Origin of the sequence: Sulfurimonas sp. HSL-1656 (genome assembly GCF_039645585.1) — a bacterium.
GTDB lineage: Bacteria > Campylobacterota > Campylobacteria > Campylobacterales > Sulfurimonadaceae > Thiomicrolovo > Thiomicrolovo subterrani.
Genome location: NZ_CP147915.1, coordinates 2338991 through 2357616 on the forward strand (window position 1 = coordinate 2338991; position 18626 = coordinate 2357616).

Sequence of the window (18626 nt, forward strand, 5' to 3'; positions counted from 1 at the left end):
AGCATGGCAACAGACATGAACGACTACTTCAACAAGAAAAAAAGCAGCTCCGGCGGCAGCGGCGGCGGGTTCACCCCTCCCAAGCCCCCCAAGATGGAGTTCAACATGGGCAAAGGCAAATCGGCACTGCTCCTCCTCGGCGTTGTTATCGTCGTTTTCCTGCTGATTGCCAAACCATTCGTCATCATTACCGAAGGCGAACGCGGTATCCTCGCGACCAACGGGAAGTATGAGCCCAATGCCCTCCTCCCGGGCCTGCACTTCATCATCCCGGTAATCCAGAAGGTCTACCTCGTCGACACGAAAGTTCGTATCATCAACTACGCCAGCCGCATCGAGCGCGCCGGGGCCGAAGGCGAAGGCCTTGAAGTCCGTCCGGCGATCACCGTCCTCGATAAACGCGGTCTGCCTGTCTCGATCGAACTGACGGTCCAGTACCGCCTCAACGCCCAGTACGCGGCCCAGACAATCTCCAACTGGGGCTTCACCTGGGAAGAGAAGATCATCAACCCCGTCGTACGCGACATCGTGCGTAACGTCGTCGGCCAGTACGAAGCGGAGTCCCTGCCGACGAACCGCAACACCATTGCGAACCAGATCGAACAGGGCATCCGCCAGAGTATCGAGGGGCAGGAGAACTCCCCTGCCATCTTCCAGTCGGTGCAGCTGCGTGAGATCGTCCTGCCGCAGAAGGTCAAGGACCAGATCGAAAGCGTCCAGATCGCCAAGCAGCAGGTCCAGAAGGCCGAGCAGGAGGTCCAGCGCGCGAAGCAGGAAGCCCTCAAACGCGCCGCAGAAGCCCAGGGTAAAGCCGACGCCGTCCGCATCGAGGCGGAAGGTAAAGCGAATGCGATCAAGATCGAAGCCGACGCGACCGCCCAGGCCAACAAGGTGATCAGCGCGTCGCTCACCGGCCAACTCCTGCAGATGGAGCAGATCAAGGTCCAAGGGAAGTTCAACGATGCCCTGCGCGAGAACAAAGACGCGAAGATCTTCCTGACCCCTGGCGGCTCCACGCCGAACATCTGGGTCGATATGAAAGATCCGCAGAAACAGAGCGCGATCCGCTAAGCGCCTCCCTCCCTCCGGAGGGTTGAATCAAGCCGGACCAACCTCCGTTTTGATTCAATCCTTTTTCCTGGAAACAACATGCAAGAAATTCTCAACCGGGTCGACTGGCAAAAACAGGAACTCCTTCCCGTTATCGTGCAGGACGTCCATACGAACGAAGTCCTGATGATGGCCTACATGAACCGTGAAGCCCTGAAGCTCTCCCTCGAGACGAAGCTCGCGCATTACTACTCCCGTTCCAAGCAGCGGCTGTGGAAAAAGGGCGAGAGCAGCGGCCACCTGCAGCACATCAAGCAGTTCCTCATCGACTGCGACGACGACACCCTGCTGCTCAAAGTGGAACAGGAGGGCGTCGCCTGCCACACCGGCCGCAAATCCTGTTTTTTCACCGAGCTGGACAGCGGCAGCGAGACAATGGCAGTCGAGGTCGACACGACCGCGGCCTACGGCGTTATCGACACGCTCTACCACACGATCCTCGAGCGCAAGAACGCCGACCCGGAAACGTCCTGGACGGCCAAGCTGCTGAGCAAAGGCGAAAACACGATCCTGAAAAAGGTCGTCGAAGAGGCCGGGGAGTTCAGTTTCGCCGTCAAGGATAACGACGAGGAGGAGATCGTCTACGAGGCCGCGGACCTCACCTACCACGTCCTCGTCGCCCTGGGTTACAAGAACATCTCCCCCGACCGCATCAAGCAGGAACTGGCCCGCCGCTTCGGCATGAGCGGCATCGCGGAAAAAGCTTCACGCCCTTCATAGTTAAGTGCTATCCCCCGAGGGGACTTCCTCCGGGGCGAGTGCTAAGTGAAGCATGTGACGATCCGTCTCTTCTGTCAAGTCCGAAATGATAATTAGCGTGTCAGTCGGATCACCGGGGAATGGAATGTCCCGAACGCGGCAGCTTGTTGCCCTTTCTTCTTCCCGGTTCGGCTTCTTCTTTGGGCAAACAAAGAAGAAGGGGAACAATAACCCCTAGTATTTCATCCCGATTGTCTTCAGCGCCGCATTGATATGCCGCACCTGCGTATTGCGGTCCCGGCACCACGCCGGCGCAATGAGGGTGTCGTTGTCGATCCCGGCGGTAATACGCTGCACGGAGACACGCTCGGGCTTCATCTCGATCGCTTTAAGCAGGGTATCGAGGTACTCCTCCTCCGTAATCGGCGTAAACTCCCCCCGGGCGTACTCGTTGGCCAGAGCCGTGCGCGTCACCACGTAGAGGGGATGGTACTTCACGGAGTCAATCCCCCATTCATATGCCTTTGCCGCCGTCTCCAGCATCATTTCCTGCGTTTCGCCCGGCAGCCCGAAAATAAGGTGCCCGCAGACATGCAGCCCCGCCGCCTTGCTCTTCTTGATCCAGTATTCGACATTGGCGCTGTCATGACCGCGGTTGATCCGCTCGAGGGTCTCGTCGTAGACGGACTGGATGCCGTACTCGACCCAGATCTCTTTCGTTTTGGCCAACTGTGCAAGGTAGTCGAGCGTCTCGTCGGTGATACTGTCCGAACGTGTCCCGATGCTGAGCCCCACGACGTCATCAAACGAGAGCGCTTTGTCATAGAGGGCCTTGAGGGTCTTGAAGGGAGCATAGGTGTTCGTAAAGGACTGGAAATAGACGAGGAACTTCGTCGCCCCGTATTCGCGACGGAGGCGTTTTGAGAGGACATCGAACTGCTTTTCAAGCTGCTCGAGCTGTTTGGGGAGGTAGGGGTTCTCTTTGCTCTGCAGGTTCAGGTGGAAACCCTTGAGGGGCTGCACCTTGTCGAGGCTCGGGCTGAAAGAGTCGTTCTCACAGAAGGTGCATCCCCCCCGGGCGACGGTACCGTCGATATTGGGGCAGGTAAAGCCGGAGATGGAGATGGAGACTTTGAAGACCTTCTCGCCGAATTTCTCCTGGAGATAGGTCCCGAAAGTATAGATCTGCTTCGGCTGCAAACGCGTCCCTAGACGATGTACTCGCCGGTAAAGCAGGCGGTACAGTATTCGCTGCCCTCGGCGCGTACCGAACGCATCAGCGCCTCGGTGCTGAGGAAGCCAAGGGAATCCGCCTCGATGTAGTGGCAGATTTCCTCGATGCTCATGTTTGCCGCGATGAGCTTCTCTTTGTTCGGCGTGTCAACGCCGTAGAAACAGGGGTCCGTCGTCGGCGGGCTGGAGATGCGCATATGCACCTCGGCCGCGCCCGCCTCTTTGAGCATACGCACGATGCGGCGGCTCGTCGTCCCGCGTACGATGGAGTCGTCGATGACGATGAGGCGTTTGCCCTCGATCAGTTCGCGGATCGGGGAGAGCTTCATCTTGACCTTGAGATCGCGCATCTCCTGCGTCGGCTCGATGAAGGTACGGCCGATGTAGTGGTTGCGCATGATCCCCATCTCGTAGGGGATCCCGCTCTCCTGCGAATAGCCGATGGCCGCCGGAACGCCCCCGTCGGGGACGGGCACGACCATATCCGCCTCGATCGGCTGCTCTTTGGCCAGCTGCACACCCATGTTCTTGCGCTTCTGGTAGACGTTTTTGCCGAAAACTTCGGAGTCGGGACGCGCGAAGTAGACGTATTCGAAAATACAGTGTTTCGGGGTGGCATCGAAGATCTTGAGCGACTGCGGTGCTTTCCCCTTTTCGAAGATGAGCATTTCACCCGGCTCGACGTCCCGGATGTAGGTCGCGCCGATCAGGTCAAAGGCGCAGGTCTCGGAGGCGACGACATAACCGTCACCGATACGCCCCAGCGCCAGCGGTCTGAAACCGAAACGGTCGCGTACCGCGAACATCTTGGTGCGGCTGAGGAAAACGAGGGAGAAAGCACCTTCGATCTGCTTGACGGCATCGATGATGCGGTCTTTGAGCTTGCCCTGGTTGCTTCTGGCGATCAGGTGGATCAGGTTCTCCGTATCCATGGAGCTCTGGAAGATCGCGCCTTCCTTGATGAGCTTGTTGCGGACCTCCTGTGCGTTGGTCAGGTTCCCGTTGTGCACGATGGAGATCTGCCCCAGGTCGTAATTGGCATGCACCGGCTGGGCATCAAGGATGGAGTCATCCCCGGCCGTCGAATAGCGGGTATGCCCGATGGCCATGTGCCCTTTGAGGGTGGCCAGCTTCTGTTCATCAAAGACCTGCGTGACAAGGCCGCGGTCCTTGATGGTATGCAGGCGCTCCCCGTCGCCGGAGCTGATCCCCGCCGCCTCCTGGCCGCGGTGCTGCAGCGAATGCAGGGAGAAATAGGCGAGCTTGGACGCTTCGACGTGGTTGAAGATACCGACGACGGCACATTTTTCATTCAGAGATTGACGCATATGACTCCTTTTCTTACAGCCCGAGGCAGTCGGCGATGGAATAGAGGCCGCTGGGTTGGGTATGCAGCCACTTGGCCGCACGGATGGCACCCTTGGAGAAGGTGTTGCGGCTGGTGGCAGTGTGGTTCAGTTCGATAAACTCCCCGTCGTTGTAGAAACCGACGGTGTGGCGGCCGACAATGTCGCCGCCGCGCAGCGCCATCACGGCGATCTCGTCGGCAGTGCGTTCGCCGATATTGCCGTTGCGGCCGCTGACGCGGACCTTGTCGAGGTCGAGTTCACGGCCCGCCGCCGCCGATTCGGCCAGGGTCAGCGCCGTGCCGCTCGGGGCATCTTTCTTGTGGCGGTGGTGCATCTCGACGATCTCGATGTCGAACCCTTCGAGGGTCTTGGAGGCGAGGTTGACAAGCTTGTTCAGCAGCGCCACGCCCAGAGACATGTTCGTCGCATAGAGGACGGGCGCCACGCCGCTGAGCTCTTTGAGCAGGTTGAGCTGGTGCACATTGAGGCCCGTCGTCCCGCTGACCAGCGGTTTCGGGGTCTGGAGCAGCGTTTCAAGCAGCGGCTGCGCCGCTTCGGGGAGTGAGAAGTCGATAATGATGTCAGACGCTGCGACAAAGGCCTCCACGTCATTGGTCACCAGTGTCCCCTCCGGCAGGGAAATCTCGAGACTGTTGCGGACATAGACCGCGGAGAGCTTCAGCGTCTCCTCCGGCACCAGATCCTCAATCAGCAGTTTGCCCACACGGCCGGTCGCCCCGTATATTCCGACATTTACCATTCTCATCCTCTATCCGTTTTGTTTTTCATCAACGTACGTGATCACCTGCAGTGCCGCCGTGGCACCGTCGCCTGCGGCGCAGACCACCTGTTTCGGCGCTTCGATGCGCAGGTCGCCCGCGGCAAAAAGCCCCGGGGTGCTGGTACGCATACTCAGGTCTACAATGACCTGTCCCCATTCGTTGACATCACAGAGCCAGCTGCCGTCTTCTTGTTTCAGTACGGCATTGTTGACATTGTGGCCGACGAAAACAAAGACCCCGGGAATCTCCAGGTCACGGCTGACGCCGTCGCGGAAGCTAACGCGAAGCCCGGTCACGCCCATTGCGTCTCCGTGGACCTCTTCAGGCACGGCGTCAAGCAGCAGTTCGATATTTTCCGTGTTCATGATCCGCTCGATCGTGCTCGGGGCGGCACGGAACCGGTCACGGCGGTGCACCAGGTAAACCTTGGAACAGATCTTGGAGAGGTAGAGCGCCTCTTCGAGCGCCGTATCCCCGCCGCCGATCACGGCGACTTCCTTGCCCTTGTAGAAGAAACCGTCACAGGTGGCACAGCTGCTCACCCCGCGGCCGAAGAGCTCGTTCTCGCCGTTGAAGCCCGCGCGCTTGGGCGTCGAACCGGTACAGACGATGACGCTGAGCGCTTCGTCGACCTTACCGTCTTCGCGGGTGATGCGGAAAATCCCCTCTTCCGTGCGTGAAACGTTGGTGACTGCGACCATCTCGTGTTTGAGCCCGAAACGCATGCACTGCTCCGGCCACGGCATCATCAGGTCCATGCCGGAGATTTCGCCGGTCACACCGGGGTAGTTTTCGATTTCGCTGCTGCCCGTGATCTGGCCGCCGGGCATGCCCTGTTCGTACATGACGACATTTTTCAGGCCGCCGCGCGTGGTGTAGAGTCCGGCTGTCAACCCGGCAGGTCCGCCTCCGATAATGGCACAATCGAGCATGGAAAACCCTTTATTCCCTTACGGTAATTAATGGAGAAATAATATCGCTAACATACTAAAGATGGACTTTGACACAGAAGCAGTGAGAAGTTTAAAGTTGGGGTGCAGGCGAGCGCCTGCAGAGTATTAGAGGTGTGCGTTGATTTTTTCTTCGAACGCCTGCTTGGAAGCAGCACCGATCATCTGATCAACGACTTCGCCGTTCTTGAAGATCATGACAGTCGGGATAGAGCGGATACCGAATTTAACAGCGATGTCCTGCTCTTCGTCCGTGTTCACTTTCGCGATAGTTGCTTTGCCTTCGAAATCTTCAGCAAGCTCTTCGATGACCGGAGCGATCATACGACAAGGTCCACACCACGGTGCCCAGAAGTCTACCAGTGTAACACCCTCTTTTACAGTTTCCTCAAAAGTCGCAGCCGTCAGTTCAACATATTTTCCCATTTTGAATTCCTTTCATGAATATCGTGTCTTCATTATACCTGCAAAATTTATAAAGTAAACTTCGCATGATAATTTTTATTATGAAGCTTTGTCTCCGATATGTTTTTAAATCGGAGAAATATTATCCTATTTAAAATAAGTGCATTCTGAAAGATATCTACAAGGTGATATTTTCAAGTAATTCACACTCCCCGCCGCAAACAATCACCGCATCAAGCACGTAGTCAAGTTCCAGGTGATGCTTCTTCATATAGCTTTCCGCCGTCATCAGAATCTTGCGGATTTTCGCCGGTGTAACGTTGTTCGCAGCCTGTTCGAACGTCGGTGCGCTTTTGACTTCGACGATATGCAGCACCCCCTCTTTCATCGCCAGGATGTCGATCTCGCCGAAGCGGCTGCTGACGTTCCTGTCGATGATCGTGAAGCCGCGTTCCCGCAGGAAATCGACAGCCTGCTGTTCGGCGACGTCCCCTGCAGCCCGGCTCATACCGCTTCGGCCCGGACCTTGATCGATTTGAACGCCGCCGTCAGGATCAGCTCGTCGCGTTTGTCCCCGAACAGCGCATTGATGCGGGAGCCCGCATGGTGGAACGTTGCAAAGAGTGTGCCCGGCTGTACCTTGTCGGTGATCTTGACCCGCAGCGGGGCCGAGGAGCCGTATTCGGTATGCAGGACCGCCATCTCCGTCGGGAAAGCCGCCGCGTCCGTTTCGCTCACCAGCAGAATATCTTCGTCATACCGCTTGTTCAGGCGCTCGGAGGCTTTCGTCTGGGCAGCGTTGTTGTAGTGCGCCAGGGTCCGGCCCGTCGTCAGATAGAAGCCGTCTTCCACCCGCTTTTTGGCGATCAGCTCGGGGACCATCCCGCGGGGCTGGTACTGGTGGTAGTGGAACTGCCCCAGACCATCGGGGGTACGGAAGTCGAGCAGGTGAAGCACCGGGGTGTCTTCCGTATAGACCGGCCACTGGAGACCGCGTTTGCGGTGGCGCTCAAGCCGCATGTAGGAGGCGCCGCTGAAACGGCGGTGGGCGACTTCGCGCACCTCGTCCCACACCTCGGAACTGTCTTTGTAGTCGTAGCTGCCGCCCATCTTGTTATCCAGCATCTGGATCACTTCCCAGTCGTCGGGGAGATCGGACTGTACCAGCGGCTGCGAGAGGTGCAGACGGCGCATCGCGTTGACGTAAACCCCGGTCTTTTCATAGGCAGATTTGACCCCGACGACGATGTCGGCGCGGTTGGCGACATCGTTCATCATGATCTCCTGCACCATCAGGAGCTCGAGCTGCTCGAATGCTTTGTCGATCTTGTTGAGGTTGGGATGGATGTGGGTAATATCCTCGCCCATGTTAAGCACCGCCTTGATCTTGCCCTCAAGCATCGCGTCAACAAGCTGCGGCGTCATCAGCCCCTCTTCCTTGGGCTTCTGGTAATCTGGGTCGTAGTAAGGCAGACACCCCATGTCGCAGGCGCCCTGGACGTTGTTCTGGCCGCGCAGCGGCATGAGACCTGCACCGGTCTGGCCGATGTTCCCCGTCAGCAGGGCGAGGTGGGTGATCGCCATGACCGCGTAGGAGCCGTCGAGGTGTTCGGTGATCCCCAGCCCCCAGAAGATCATCGACTTCTTCACCGCGTACTCGCGGGCGATGTTCGGGATCAGCTTGGCGAGGTGCTCGAAACCGCTGACCTGTTTGAAATACTCCGGGTCCGTATAGGGGTCGTTCAGAATCTTCTCTCTGTACTCCTCGAACCACTTCGTGCGCACGGCGATAAAATCTTTATTGTACAGCTCCTCTTCGATGATGACGCGGGCCATCATGTTGAGAATGAGCAGGTTCGCTTCGTGCGGGATGATCGCCTTGTGCTTGGCGAACTTCATCAGCTTGATGTCACGCACGTCGATGACGGTGAGGTTGTGGTGTTTCTGCGCCGCTTCGACGATGCGGTTGGCGACGATGGGGTGCGCCTCGGTCGTATTCGAGCCGATGACGACCATGAACTCCGTCTCGTAGATGTCGTTGTAAGGGTTCGTCGCCGCCCCCTCGCCGATCGTCGTGCGCATCCCCTTGAGGCTGGGACTGTGGCAGACGCGGGCACAGTTGTCGACATGCGGGGAGTTCATCGTGTGGCGGGTGAATTTCTGGAAGAGGTAGGCACTCTCGCAGCTGGTGCGCGCCCCGCCGATCGCGCAGAAGCTCTTCTCGCCGTGCTTTGACTGGATCTCGCGCAGCTTCATCGCCGCGGCACCCACCGCCGTGTCGACGTCGCACTCGAACCAGGTCTCATCAAAATCATGCAGTTTCCCGCCGAACGCCTCGGCGATGGCCGGGTTCTTCGCCAGGAAACTTTTACGGATACGCGGCGTACGGAGACGGTTGGCATCACTGACGAAGTCATACCCGTATTTGCCCTTGATGCAGAGCTTGCCCTGCGAGACGTAGCCGTCCGCCGATGCGCCGATCTTGACGATCTGGTTGTTCTCGACATGTCCCTCGATATCGCAGCCGACGCCGCAGTAGGTACAGACGCTGTCGATCACCTTGACCGAATTGCCCATGTTCATTCCTGGAAAGCAGACGCCGATTCTGACAAACGGCGCGTGCCTGAAATTTTTAAAAAAGTCTATCGGTTAGGCGCTTAATCCGCTGTAGCCTGACCTCATATGGCATATTGTTTCAACATAGTATAATAAATCAAAAAAGAGAGATACATTAGATGAATAACAGTCTGCAGGAACGTCACAAACTTCTGGAGATGGGGGCCTTCGCTTACGCCGTCGGCATTGCCAGTCTCGCCGTCGTACATCTTCCCCTCATACGCTACGGCGCACTGCCGCTTCTCGCCATTTCGCTGCTGGGAATAGGGTATGCCATGCTTTTTGTCGCACGGCAGTCAAGCTCTCAAGCAACGCTCTTCCAGGGCATCGCCCTGGTCGCCCTGGTCGCTCTCAGCGGTGTCCTCTACGCCTTCGGTGCCGAATTCGCCCACTACAAGAGCCTGAAGCTGCATCACTCCCTGACCGAGGCCGACCGGGCGTCCCATATCAATACCGTCTGGATGCTCTTGGCAGCACACACCGCCGGCGCGCTGCTCTTCGTCGCGGCGCTCTGGGCGCGTACCCGTTCGTTTACGCGCACGCTTATCCCGCTCTTCGCCATCGCCTGGCTGAGCCTTCCCGTTATCTACCTGCTGATCCAGCTTTTTGAACGGCTCCTGCCCCTGCTGGAACAGAGCACTACCCTCATCCTCTTCCTCGGCTGGCTTGCCGTCACGGCCGGCGTCGGCTACGGCAGTCACCTGATGACAGGCGGCAAAAAGCTCTATGTCGGCCTGCTCACCCTGCTGACCTTCGTGCTGCCGCCCGTCGGTGCAGTTGCCTTCGTAATTTTCCTGTTTGTACGCGGGCTGATGCTGCTCAAAGAGTCGTAAAGCTCAAAAAAGGTGGAGAAAACCGCTTCGGGTTGAAGCGGTGGGCGGATACCGGCTCTGGATCAGACGATCCGGATCATCACCGGTTTGGATGCGACGAAGGAGAGGGCTTCGATCTGAGACAGCACCTCTTTCATATTCCCCTCTACCGCGTTGTGTGTCGAGAAGAGCAGGTTTGCGAACCCGCCCGAAGCGGGACGCTGCAGCATCGTCTCGATCGAGATCTCGTATTCGCCGAAAAGCTGGGTAATCTTCGCCAATACCCCCGGGCGGTCCTCGACACGGATGCGCAGGTAGTACTTGGTGACGATCTCATCGCTCGAACGCAGTTTCAGCCCGTGTTCCAGCGGCGTGTTGTAGCCGAGCATCGGCGAACGTTTTCCGCCGGCCCGTGCAATGTCGATGATATTCGCGACTACCGCGCTCGCCGTCGCATCACCGCCTGCTCCCGGTCCGTAGTAGAGGGTCTCGCCGACACGGTCGCCGATGACGCTGACGCCGTTCATGACGCCGTCGATCTTCGCGATCATCTGTTCCTTGCTGATCAGGGCCGCATGCACCCGCAGTTCGACCGCGTCGCCGTCGCGCTTGGCGATGCCCAGCAGTTTGACCGCGTAACCGAACTCCTTCGCAAACGCGATGTCATCCTGGGTGACGGACTCGATCCCCTCGATCAGGATATCTTCGGGTTTGACGTCGATCCCGTACGCGATGGAGGCAAGGATCAGCAGCTTGTGCGCCGCGTCGAAGCCCCCGATATCGAAGGTCGGGTCCGCCTCGGCATAGCCGAGTTCCTGGGACTCCTTCAGGATCGCGTCGAAGGCGACGCCCTCATCCGTCATCTTCGTGAGCATGTAGTTACAGGTACCGTTCATGATCCCCTTGATGCTCTCGATGTGGTTGGCGGAGAGGCCGTCGCGCAGCGCGTTGATGATGGGGATTCCCCCGGCGACGCTCGCTTCGTACTCGAATGCCAGGTCCCCGGCGAGCTCCTGGAGCTCATAGCGGTGGTACGCCAGCAGCGCTTTGTTCGCCGTAACGACCGCCTTGCCGTTCTCCAGCGCCTTCTTGACGATGTCGAAGGGGCCTTCGACCCCACCCATCAGTTCGACGACGATGTCGATCTCCGGGTCGTTTACGACCTCGTACGGGTCGCTGGTGAGGGCGATGTCGATCCCCCGCTCTTTGTTCAGCGTCCGGACGACACCGGTCTTGACGACGACTTCCGTCCCGGCCCGCGCCGTGATCATCTCCTTGTTGTCTTCAAGGATCTGCACCACGGCCGTACCGACGGTTCCGACACCGATGACACCGACTTTAAGCATCGGCGTTTTCCTCGAACTGCTTCAGGAACTGCTTGATGTTCTTCGCCGCCTGGCGGATACGCTTGTCGTTCTCGATCAGGGCGATACGGACATACCCTTCGCCGTATTCGCCGAAGCCGATGCCCGGGGCGACCGCGACCTGTGCCTCGACCAGGAGACGCTTGGCAAATTCGAGCGAGCCCAGGTGCGCCGCGCAGTCGGGGATCTTCGCCCAGACGAACATGGAGGCGCGGTTGCGGCGGATCGGCCAGCCGGCGCGGGTAAAGGCGTCGATCAGGACGTCCTGGCGCACATCGTACTTGCGGACGATCTCGTCCACGCAGCTCTGATCGCCGTTGAGCGCCACGGTCGCGGCGACCTGGATCGGGGTGAACATCCCGTAATCCAGCCAGCTTTTGATCTTCTGCAGTGCGCCGATGAGCTTCTTGTTCCCGACAAAGAAACCGACGCGCCATCCGGCCATGTTGTAGCTCTTTGAGAGCGTGAACGATTCGACGGCGACGTCCTTGGCCCCTTCGACGCTCATGATGGAGGGCGTCTGATAGCCGTCGAAAGTGATGTCACCGTAAGCGATGTCGGAGATGACGTAGAAACGCTCCCGCTTCGCCATCGCGACGATACGTTCGTAGAACGCCGGTGTCACCGTTGCCGTCGAGGGGTTGTGCGGGAAGTTGACAACCACGTATTTCGGCTTCGGGAAAGCGTCCTTGAAGGCCGTCTCCAGGTGCTCGAAGAACGCGTCTTCGTCGACGTTGTAATCTTCATCAAAGATCAGCGGCATCTTCTGGACACTGCCCCCGGCGAGGATGAACGCGTAGGAGTGGATCGGATAGGTCGGGTCCGGGACGACGGCAACGTCGCCGGGGTTGGTGATCGCATAGGCGAGGTGGGCGTACCCCTCTTTGGAGCCCATCGTGGCGACGGCTTCGGTGTCAGGATCGAGGTCGACATCGTAACGGCGCTTGTACCAGTCGCAGATGGCCAGGCGGAGCTTGTAGATCCCCTTGGACTGCGAATAGCCCTGGGTCTTCGTTTTCATCACCGACTCGATCATCTTGTCGCGGATATGCGCCGGAGTGTCGCCGTCGGGGTTACCCATACTGAAATCGATAACATCTGCACCGGCACGGCGCTCCGCCATTTTCAGGTCGTTCACTTCTGCAAAAACATATTTAGGGAGACGGCGAATGCGGTCAAACTGGATTTCGTCAAACATTGTTTTTTATCCTAGATGCGACTATTGCGCTTTCACACTCAGGCCCGCATTCATGTTTTTGCGGCTGTAGAGGTCCGCAATCTTCACATAGGCGCAGCCGCTGGGAAGATTGATGGTGATCTGCCGGGTTCGCTTGTCCCTTTTGTAGAGCTTGAGCAGGCGCAAATCGTCGTCGTAAAATGCGATGTAAGGATACCAGTTATTTCCTGACAGGCTCCAAAGGGTCAGACTTCCCGCTTTGGAAACATCCAGCCAGCGCGGATAGACGAGCCTTTTCATCCGGATCTTCTTTCCCACTTCCAGCGGGGCGAGCTCCAGATGTGCACCGCTCATGTCGACAAAATAGCGCCACTGCGTATCGCTGCTGCGCTCGATATCGAGGATACCGCAGCCCCGGCGCGAAAGCGCCTGCTGCAGGGCGGTCGGGTCCGTCGCATACTCGGACTGCATCTTGATCCGCCAGCTGTACCCGGCGTTCGTCAGCATCGCCGAATCCGTCAGATAGTGGGTGTATCCCATCCCCCGCAGGGTCTCGTTCATCAGCATCATGAAAAACTGAGGGCTCCCGTTGGTCTCAAAGGTGAGCTCCAGTGTTTTCGGACGCTTGTAGAAGAGCGACAGCAGGCCGTTTTCCTTGAGGGTCTCCACCACGCTGACCACGTCGATCCGTTCCCCTTTGACATAGCGGCTCCGGTCGGCGAAGATGATCTTGACAAAGGCCTCGTTGCGGCTGTAAGCCTGCTCCCCGATCAGTGCACGCACCTTGTCAAACAGCGGCGACTGCCCCCACGCCGACAGCGCGACAGCGAGCAGTATAACGATCTTTTTTACCACACCCGTCCCTTGTTGCGCGCTCTGAATTCCGTCTCGTCAAGCGTGCGGCATACCCCGCCTTCGTACGTCAGCAGGACCCGCTCGCTCTGTTCGAACTTCTGCTCTTCCCCGCCGCAGTCAAGGGAGAAGTAGCCGTGCCCCGTCACGATCAGCCACGCTTTCGTTCCGTCGAGGCGGACCGGTTCTTCCGTCGTATAGACGCTGCGTTTATGCGTCTTGGCATCGATAACGCCGACCCAGATGGAGGTGGACGCCGGCCGCAGGATCACATCCTCGAACGCACTGCTTTCAACCGGAACGGCGACAGCCGCAGCGTCATCCGTCCCGTTGGCTTCCGTCACGGTCGCGTTCGGATCCGCCGCAAGCAGCACACCGGCTTCGGCCTGGTGCGCCTCCTGGATGGCATCGGCCTCGTCGCGGGTACTCGGGGCCTCCGTCGTGTTCATCGCCGCCATGGTGGCACGGGCCTGGTCAATCGCCGTATTGTTCACTTCGAATTTTTCCGTTTTCCCGCCGGCGCCGAGAACGAGGTAGGTCACGACGATCACGACCAGCAGTGCTGCAACGAGCACCGCCACCGTCAGCCGCTGACGGCGCCTGGATTTTGCCGCGTTGGCAAAAGGGTCCTCGTCGGATGCGGCCAGAGGCTCCTGCGGTGCCGGGCCGGAGGCGGCGAACTGCTGTCGCCATTCGGTCAGATCGACGTCAAACTCCCGTTCGATGATCGTGACGAACCCGTTGAACTGGATGGCCGAGAAGGCATCAAAATCCCCCTCCAGCAGTCTATGCATATTGTCTGGCGAAATATGGGTCCGCATACTGAGATCGGGGACACCGATCTGCTTGAGCGTTTCAATCACCGATACCGTGCTCATACCGTGCGCATCCTCTCCATTAAAATTGCGCCCGCAGCGCTGACATTGAGTGAGTCGAACCCATGCGCCATCGCGATACGCACCCCCTGATCAAGACGGCGGACGGCCCGGGCCGGGATCCCTTCCCCCTCGTTGCCGAGCAGCAGTGCCCGTTTGCCCTCGAATGCAAGGGTGCGGACATCTTCCCCTTCCATGACAGCCCCATAGAGCCGGTGGCCCCGGTTTTTAAGCTCGGTGAGGACGTCGTAAAGGTTCGTCGTCACATTGAAAGGGAGGTCATAAAGCGCCCCCGTCGAACTGCGCACGACCGGTTCAAGTGCGAGGGATTTGATCCCGGTCGCGATGATGCCGTCCGCGCCCAGCGCATAGGCGCTGCGGACAATGGCACCGATATTACCGACATCCGTAATGCCGCACAGTACGACAACGAAATCTTTCTCGGCAAGCGAATGCAGCGATGTCGGCTCGAGTGCCGCCGTTTCTGCCAGAAAACCCTGATGGTTGCCGCTGCGGCTCATCTTCTGCGCCGCCTCCTGAGGAATGCGTTTGACCTCAAACCCCATGCGCATCAGCCGGTTATACTCTTTCGCCTCCAGCTCTTTGGCGAGGTACAGCGTCTCGATCTTTTCGGGATGCCGGGAGATCAGATAATAGACCGGTTGTTTTCCATATATCAACATGCTCTGATTGTAACCAATTTTCTGTTAGATAACGATTGAAATGTATGCAGGAAAGCGCTTCAATCGGCTCTGTGTTATTTGTCGGTTTCCAATAACCGTTGATAACAGCTTTTCGGTGTTTCTCCCGTCAGTTTTGCGATCAGCTTCGCCGCGGCCTTCTTCGGAAGGTCAAGGGCAAGGATCTCCTTTTCGGAGAAGGTCGCATCACGCAGCTCCCCCGCCTCGATGACAACGACCCACTCGCCTTTGTAATTGCCTCCGAGCGCTTCGAGCACTTCGGCGGCCGTGCCGTGCAGGTAGCGCTGGTGCATTTTCGTCAGTTCTTTAGCCGCAAAGAGGCGGCGTGCAGGTTCCGCTTCGGCAATTTCTCCCAGGAGTTTCTCGAGGCGATGCGGGGATTCATACAGTACGGTCGTATAGCCGCTGTAAAGCGCGCCGCCGAGCGCCCCGGAACGGTCACTGCCTTTATGGGGAAGGAACCCGAAAAAGAGCAGCTGCGTTTCGACAAATCCGCTGGCGGCAAAGGCCGTCAGGACGGCATTCGCCCCCGGAAGTACATCGTAGTCGATGCCGTGATCGATGCAGTAGCGCACGAGCATCTGCCCCGGGTCGCTTACCCCCGGCATCCCCGCGTCGCTGGCATAGACAACGTTCTGTTCAAAAAACGACGGATCGGTCTTCTCAAGAAAACGGTGCTCGCTGTGGGAGTGGACGGAAATGAACGACTGTTCTTTGGCGGTTTCCTTGCCGTAGCGCTCTTTGAGCAGGTGCAGCAGTTTCTTCGTCACGCGGGTGTCTTCACAGAGCAGCACGTCCGCATTGACCAGTGCGTCCATGGCACGCAGCGAAATGTCGGCAATATTTCCAATCGGGGTGGGGACAAGCGTCAGCATATTCAGAACCTTTATCAGGTGAGCAAAAAGAGGGAAAAGCGCCCAAGGCGCGCCCGAAGGAAATCTCCTCGGGGGACCGGGTCCACCGCTGAGGTGACCCCGGAGTTAATGTCGTTGCAGGGCGTTGGCGCCTGCAACGGCTTATTTCATGTTGTAGCGCTGCTTGAACTTCTCGATACGTCCGGCAGTGTCTACCTGGCGCTCAGAACCGGTGAAGAACGGGTGGCACTCGTTGCAGATGTCGATACGCATCGCATCCTTCGTGCTCTTTGTCTCAAAAGTGTTGCCGCAGGCACAAGTAACTGTACAAGCCATGTATTCCGGGTGAATACCTTTTTTCATCGTTAAGCCTTTTGATACACGCAGTGTACGTATATCGGTATATTTTTTAAATCCGTACGGGTGCGGATTTTAAGACCGCAATTATAGCGGAATCTCGGTCATCGATCAAGTTTGCTCCGGTTTAGAGCAGGATCTTGGCCGCTGCCGCGACGGCGGCGCTCTCCGAACGGAGGATCAGCGGCGTCTCGAAACGCACCGTACGGCAACCGGCCAGCAGGGTGCGCTCCGCTTCGCTGAAGCCCCCTTCGCAGCCGATCAGCACTGTCGCTATTCCGGTGGTGTCACGCAGCGTCTCTTCGGTGAAATCAAGCACCACGGTCTGCGGGTTCGCCGCCATGAACGCTTCGAGCGAATCCGCTGTCTCCAGCTCCATCCATTCGCTGCGGCCGCACTGCTGCATGGAGGCTTCGAGAATGCGCTTGTAACGCTCGAAGTCGGGTTTGAACTGACGCTGGCTGCGGTCACAGGCAATGAAAGTGATCCCGGAGATCCCCATCTCGTTGAGCTGCGGCAGCACTTTTTCAACGGACTTTGGGTCGATGATGCACCATCCGATATGCAGCGGCCGGGCTGCCCCGATACGGAGGGGCTCTTCCGACACCAGGGTCAGTTCCGCGCGCCGTCCGTCATTCTGCACGAGGCGGTAGGTATAGAGCATTTCGCTCTTGTCCGGGTGACGCAGGGCCACGCTGTCGCCGACACCGTGGCGCCTTACTTTCACGATGTACTTGTAGGCCTCCCCTTTGAGAGTGACCCCCGGCGCACCTGCTTCGTCGTGAAAGAGAAATCTCACAGCAGGGACATCCAGACCGTCATCAGCATCGTCAGGACAAACTCCGCGCCTAACAGTTTCAGTGCGTAGGGGCGGTAGAGCCCAAGGGCTTCGGGCAGTTTCGTCCGCAGACGGCGTACCGTCTTGTAGCGGCGCGACTCCAGCACGATCAGCACGACGGTCAAAAGGATCATCGCAATGTTCTCAAGGGTAAACTCGAGGTGCTTTGCCGCCATCATCACGGTCCCGGTAAAGGCCATTGCCGCGATCGCCATCACCGAAAAAGGCATGGCGATCCGCGCACGCCGCACATAATCGGGGGCCTGGACCGCGAACTGGAGCATGGCACCGTTAAAGACGATAATCCCGAGCCACACCAGAACAAAACCGAAATGCAGCTGCAGGCTCATGCTGTACATAGTATCCATAATCCGGATTTTACCCCACTTTATCTATAATCGAACCAAAAAAGAGTCTCTCTATGCCCGTTTCCGTCGAAGAAGCCCTCGCCCGCATCCACGCCCACCGTCCGAAACTGCGCCGCGAATTCGTCCCCATTGAACATGCCATCGGCCGGGTACTGGCCCAGGACGTCACCGCCCGCTACAACCTTCCCCCCTTCGACAACTCCGCGATGGACGGGTACGCCGTCATCTGCGCCGACGCAGGCAAACGCGTTCCCGCCGAGCATACGATCTTTGCGGGGGACCGCGAACAGATCCGTATCGTCCAGGGCCAGGCCGCCCGGATCATGACCGGGGCGCGGATCCCCGAAGGCACGGAGTGTATCGTCCCCATCGAGGAGGTCACTGTCGACGGCGCGCATGTCACCCTGCCCGCCACCCTCAGGGCAGGCCAGCACATCCGGCTCTGCGGCGAAGACATCCAGACCGACGACACGCTGCTGACCCTGGGGGAGACCCTTTCGGCCTACCACATCACCCTCCTCGCTTCCCAGGGGATCACCCATGTCTGCGTCTACCACCGCCCGAGGGTTGCCATTTTCGCCTCGGGGAGCGAACTGAAAATGCATCACGAACAGGTGGCGCCCTACCAGCTCTACAACACCAACTCCCCGACCTTTGCGGCCCGCGCGACAGAGCTTGACTGCGACGTCCACTTCGTCGGGACGGCCGCTGATACCCTCGACGCCCTGCTCGAACATATCGACAGCGCCCTGCAGAGCGACCTCATCATCACCAGCGGCGGGGTCAGTGTCGGCGATGCGGACTATACGAAAGAGGCCTTCGCCCACTTCAGCTTTGCCCCGCTGTTTGAAAAGGTCGACCTCAAGCCGGGGAAACCGACGACGGTCGGTACCATCGGCGACACGCTCGTGCTCAACCTGCCCGGGAACCCCATGGCCGCCGCCCTCTGTTTCGAACTCTTCGGGCAGGCCCTTATCGCCTGCCTGAGCGGAACCAATGCCCCGTATCACAACAGTATCGGGGCAAAGATGAAACAGGCCTGCAGCGTCCGTCCCGGCCGGCGGACGCTGCTGCCGGGCTATTACGACGGCACCCACTTCAGCGTCTGCGAGAAATTTGCCCCGGGCATGATCACGCCGCTGGCCCTTTCGAACGGTTTCATCATGCTCGATGAGGCATGCCATACGCTCGGGGAAAATGACGAGGTGCGCTTCATCCCGACCCGTTTCGTCTGGCGCAGCGGTACCCCCGTCTCCCTCGTCAGCACGACAGAGGGGTGATGCC

At 58.6% G+C, this 18626-nt stretch carries 20 protein-coding genes; 4 read left to right on the forward strand and 16 right to left on the reverse strand.

Features of this window, described 5'->3' with window-relative positions; genetic code table 11:
• The first annotated feature begins 3 nt into the window (after positions 1-3).
• Both WCX49_RS12055 and hisIE read left to right on the forward strand, forming a co-directional pair.
• The gene (locus WCX49_RS12055; RefSeq protein ID WP_345985328.1) at positions 4-1071 is read left to right on the forward strand and encodes a prohibitin family protein; all 1068 of its coding nucleotides are present in this window, start codon (positions 4-6) and stop codon (positions 1069-1071) included.
• Between the two features lie 78 nt (positions 1072-1149).
• Positions 1150-1830, forward strand: coding sequence for a bifunctional phosphoribosyl-AMP cyclohydrolase/phosphoribosyl-ATP diphosphatase HisIE (gene hisIE / locus WCX49_RS12060; RefSeq protein WP_345985329.1), 681 nt, complete (start codon positions 1150-1152; stop codon positions 1828-1830).
• Positions 1831-2043: 213 nt separating this feature from the next.
• Here hisIE and WCX49_RS12065 read toward each other — a convergent pair whose 3' ends face one another.
• From WCX49_RS12065 to WCX49_RS12095, 7 genes are all read right to left on the reverse strand, one after another.
• A complete protein-coding gene (locus WCX49_RS12065) occupies positions 2044-3009 on the reverse strand; it encodes a TIGR01212 family radical SAM protein (protein WP_345985330.1) in 966 nt (321 codons plus the stop codon).
• Positions 3010-3017: 8 nt separating this feature from the next.
• Positions 3018-4370 (reverse strand): amidophosphoribosyltransferase, encoded by a 1353-nt coding sequence (purF, locus tag WCX49_RS12070; protein WP_345985331.1) that lies wholly within the window; start codon positions 4368-4370, stop codon positions 3018-3020.
• 13 nt (positions 4371-4383) lie between these two features.
• On the reverse strand, positions 4384-5151 hold the full coding sequence (gene dapB / locus WCX49_RS12075; RefSeq protein ID WP_345986814.1) for a 4-hydroxy-tetrahydrodipicolinate reductase: 768 nt from the start codon (positions 5149-5151) through the stop codon (positions 4384-4386).
• Between the two features lie 9 nt (positions 5152-5160).
• Complete coding sequence (locus WCX49_RS12080) at positions 5161-6105, reverse strand: FAD-dependent oxidoreductase (RefSeq protein ID WP_345985332.1); 945 nt, start codon at positions 6103-6105, stop codon at positions 5161-5163.
• Between the two features lie 126 nt (positions 6106-6231).
• On the reverse strand, positions 6232-6549 hold the full coding sequence (gene trxA / locus WCX49_RS12085; protein WP_345985333.1) for a thioredoxin: 318 nt from the start codon (positions 6547-6549) through the stop codon (positions 6232-6234).
• Positions 6550-6706: 157 nt separating this feature from the next.
• Positions 6707-7036, reverse strand: coding sequence for a YraN family protein (locus WCX49_RS12090; protein WP_345985334.1), 330 nt, complete (start codon positions 7034-7036; stop codon positions 6707-6709).
• On the reverse strand, positions 7033-9105 hold the full coding sequence (locus WCX49_RS12095) for a molybdopterin-dependent oxidoreductase (protein ID WP_345985335.1): 2073 nt from the start codon (positions 9103-9105) through the stop codon (positions 7033-7035). The genes WCX49_RS12090 and WCX49_RS12095 overlap by 4 nt, the downstream gene beginning before the upstream one ends.
• A gap of 158 nt (positions 9106-9263) precedes the next feature.
• Between WCX49_RS12095 and WCX49_RS12100 the strand changes: the two genes are divergently transcribed.
• Positions 9264-9977, forward strand: coding sequence for a hypothetical protein (locus WCX49_RS12100; RefSeq protein WP_345985336.1), 714 nt, complete (start codon positions 9264-9266; stop codon positions 9975-9977).
• Positions 9978-10039: 62 nt separating this feature from the next.
• Here the strand turns inward: WCX49_RS12100 and WCX49_RS12105 are convergent, their stop codons facing one another.
• From WCX49_RS12105 to WCX49_RS12145, 9 genes are all read right to left on the reverse strand, one after another.
• Positions 10040-11302, reverse strand: a complete 1263-nt coding sequence (locus tag WCX49_RS12105; protein WP_345985337.1) for a homoserine dehydrogenase — start codon at positions 11300-11302, stop codon at positions 10040-10042.
• Complete coding sequence (locus WCX49_RS12110; RefSeq protein WP_345985338.1) at positions 11295-12518, reverse strand: LL-diaminopimelate aminotransferase; 1224 nt, start codon at positions 12516-12518, stop codon at positions 11295-11297. The genes WCX49_RS12105 and WCX49_RS12110 overlap by 8 nt, the downstream gene beginning before the upstream one ends.
• A 21-nt stretch (positions 12519-12539) precedes the next feature.
• Positions 12540-13352, reverse strand: a complete 813-nt coding sequence (locus WCX49_RS12115; protein ID WP_345985339.1) for a hypothetical protein — start codon at positions 13350-13352, stop codon at positions 12540-12542.
• Positions 13346-14227, reverse strand: coding sequence for a hypothetical protein (locus tag WCX49_RS12120; RefSeq protein ID WP_345985340.1), 882 nt, complete (start codon positions 14225-14227; stop codon positions 13346-13348). The genes WCX49_RS12115 and WCX49_RS12120 overlap by 7 nt, the downstream gene beginning before the upstream one ends.
• Positions 14224-14907 (reverse strand): RNA methyltransferase, encoded by a 684-nt coding sequence (locus WCX49_RS12125; RefSeq protein ID WP_345985341.1) that lies wholly within the window; start codon positions 14905-14907, stop codon positions 14224-14226. Before WCX49_RS12125 ends, WCX49_RS12120 begins: the two co-directional genes overlap by 4 nt.
• A gap of 74 nt (positions 14908-14981) precedes the next feature.
• Positions 14982-15800 (reverse strand): 16S rRNA (cytidine(1402)-2'-O)-methyltransferase, encoded by an 819-nt coding sequence (gene rsmI, locus WCX49_RS12130; RefSeq protein WP_345985342.1) that lies wholly within the window; start codon positions 15798-15800, stop codon positions 14982-14984.
• Positions 15801-15941: 141 nt separating this feature from the next.
• A complete protein-coding gene (gene rpmE, locus WCX49_RS12135; protein WP_231019284.1) occupies positions 15942-16142 on the reverse strand; it encodes a 50S ribosomal protein L31 in 201 nt (66 codons plus the stop codon).
• Between the two features lie 121 nt (positions 16143-16263).
• Positions 16264-16935 carry a 16S rRNA (uracil(1498)-N(3))-methyltransferase gene (locus WCX49_RS12140; RefSeq protein ID WP_345985343.1) on the reverse strand — a complete coding sequence of 224 codons (672 nt, stop codon included), beginning with the start codon at positions 16933-16935 and terminating at the stop codon, positions 16264-16266.
• Positions 16932-17342: a hypothetical protein gene (locus tag WCX49_RS12145; RefSeq protein ID WP_345985344.1), complete on the reverse strand. Its 411-nt coding sequence runs from the start codon at positions 17340-17342 to the stop codon at positions 16932-16934. Before WCX49_RS12145 ends, WCX49_RS12140 begins: the two co-directional genes overlap by 4 nt.
• Positions 17343-17395: 53 nt before the next feature.
• Here WCX49_RS12145 and glp point away from each other — a divergent pair, with 53 nt between their 5' ends.
• Entirely contained in the window at positions 17396-18622 is a 1227-nt protein-coding gene (gene glp / locus WCX49_RS12150) for a gephyrin-like molybdotransferase Glp (protein ID WP_345985345.1), read from the forward strand.
• Positions 18623-18626 lie beyond the last annotated feature (4 nt).

Excerpts from the sequence above, each read along its gene's own strand:
- purF (WP_345985331.1), bottom strand. The coding sequence starts at position 4,370 with ATGCGTCAATCTCTGAATGAAAAATGTGCCGTCGTCGGTATCTTCAAC.
- WCX49_RS12095 (WP_345985335.1), bottom strand. The coding sequence starts at position 9,105 with ATGGGCAATTCGGTCAAGGTGATCGACAGCGTCTGTACCTACTGCGGC.
- rpmE (WP_231019284.1), bottom strand. The coding sequence starts at position 16,142 with ATGAAAAAAGGTATTCACCCGGAATACATGGCTTGTACAGTTACTTGT.
- WCX49_RS12080 (WP_345985332.1), bottom strand. The coding sequence starts at position 6,105 with ATGCTCGATTGTGCCATTATCGGAGGCGGACCTGCCGGGTTGACAGCC.
- dapB (WP_345986814.1), bottom strand. The coding sequence starts at position 5,151 with ATGGTAAATGTCGGAATATACGGGGCGACCGGCCGTGTGGGCAAACTG.
- hisIE (WP_345985329.1), top strand. The coding sequence starts at position 1,150 with ATGCAAGAAATTCTCAACCGGGTCGACTGGCAAAAACAGGAACTCCTT.
- WCX49_RS12110 (WP_345985338.1), bottom strand. The coding sequence starts at position 12,518 with ATGTTTGACGAAATCCAGTTTGACCGCATTCGCCGTCTCCCTAAATAT.
- WCX49_RS12090 (WP_345985334.1), bottom strand. The coding sequence starts at position 7,036 with ATGAGCCGGGCTGCAGGGGACGTCGCCGAACAGCAGGCTGTCGATTTC.
- rsmI (WP_345985342.1), bottom strand. The coding sequence starts at position 15,800 with ATGCTGACGCTTGTCCCCACCCCGATTGGAAATATTGCCGACATTTCG.
- trxA (WP_345985333.1), bottom strand. The coding sequence starts at position 6,549 with ATGGGAAAATATGTTGAACTGACGGCTGCGACTTTTGAGGAAACTGTA.
- WCX49_RS12120 (WP_345985340.1), bottom strand. The coding sequence starts at position 14,227 with ATGAGCACGGTATCGGTGATTGAAACGCTCAAGCAGATCGGTGTCCCC.
- WCX49_RS12145 (WP_345985344.1), bottom strand. The coding sequence starts at position 17,342 with ATGGATACTATGTACAGCATGAGCCTGCAGCTGCATTTCGGTTTTGTT.
- glp (WP_345985345.1), top strand. The coding sequence starts at position 17,396 with ATGCCCGTTTCCGTCGAAGAAGCCCTCGCCCGCATCCACGCCCACCGT.
- WCX49_RS12105 (WP_345985337.1), bottom strand. The coding sequence starts at position 11,302 with ATGCTTAAAGTCGGTGTCATCGGTGTCGGAACCGTCGGTACGGCCGTG.
- WCX49_RS12125 (WP_345985341.1), bottom strand. The coding sequence starts at position 14,907 with ATGTTGATATATGGAAAACAACCGGTCTATTATCTGATCTCCCGGCAT.
- WCX49_RS12055 (WP_345985328.1), top strand. The coding sequence starts at position 4 with ATGGCAACAGACATGAACGACTACTTCAACAAGAAAAAAAGCAGCTCC.
- WCX49_RS12100 (WP_345985336.1), top strand. The coding sequence starts at position 9,264 with ATGAATAACAGTCTGCAGGAACGTCACAAACTTCTGGAGATGGGGGCC.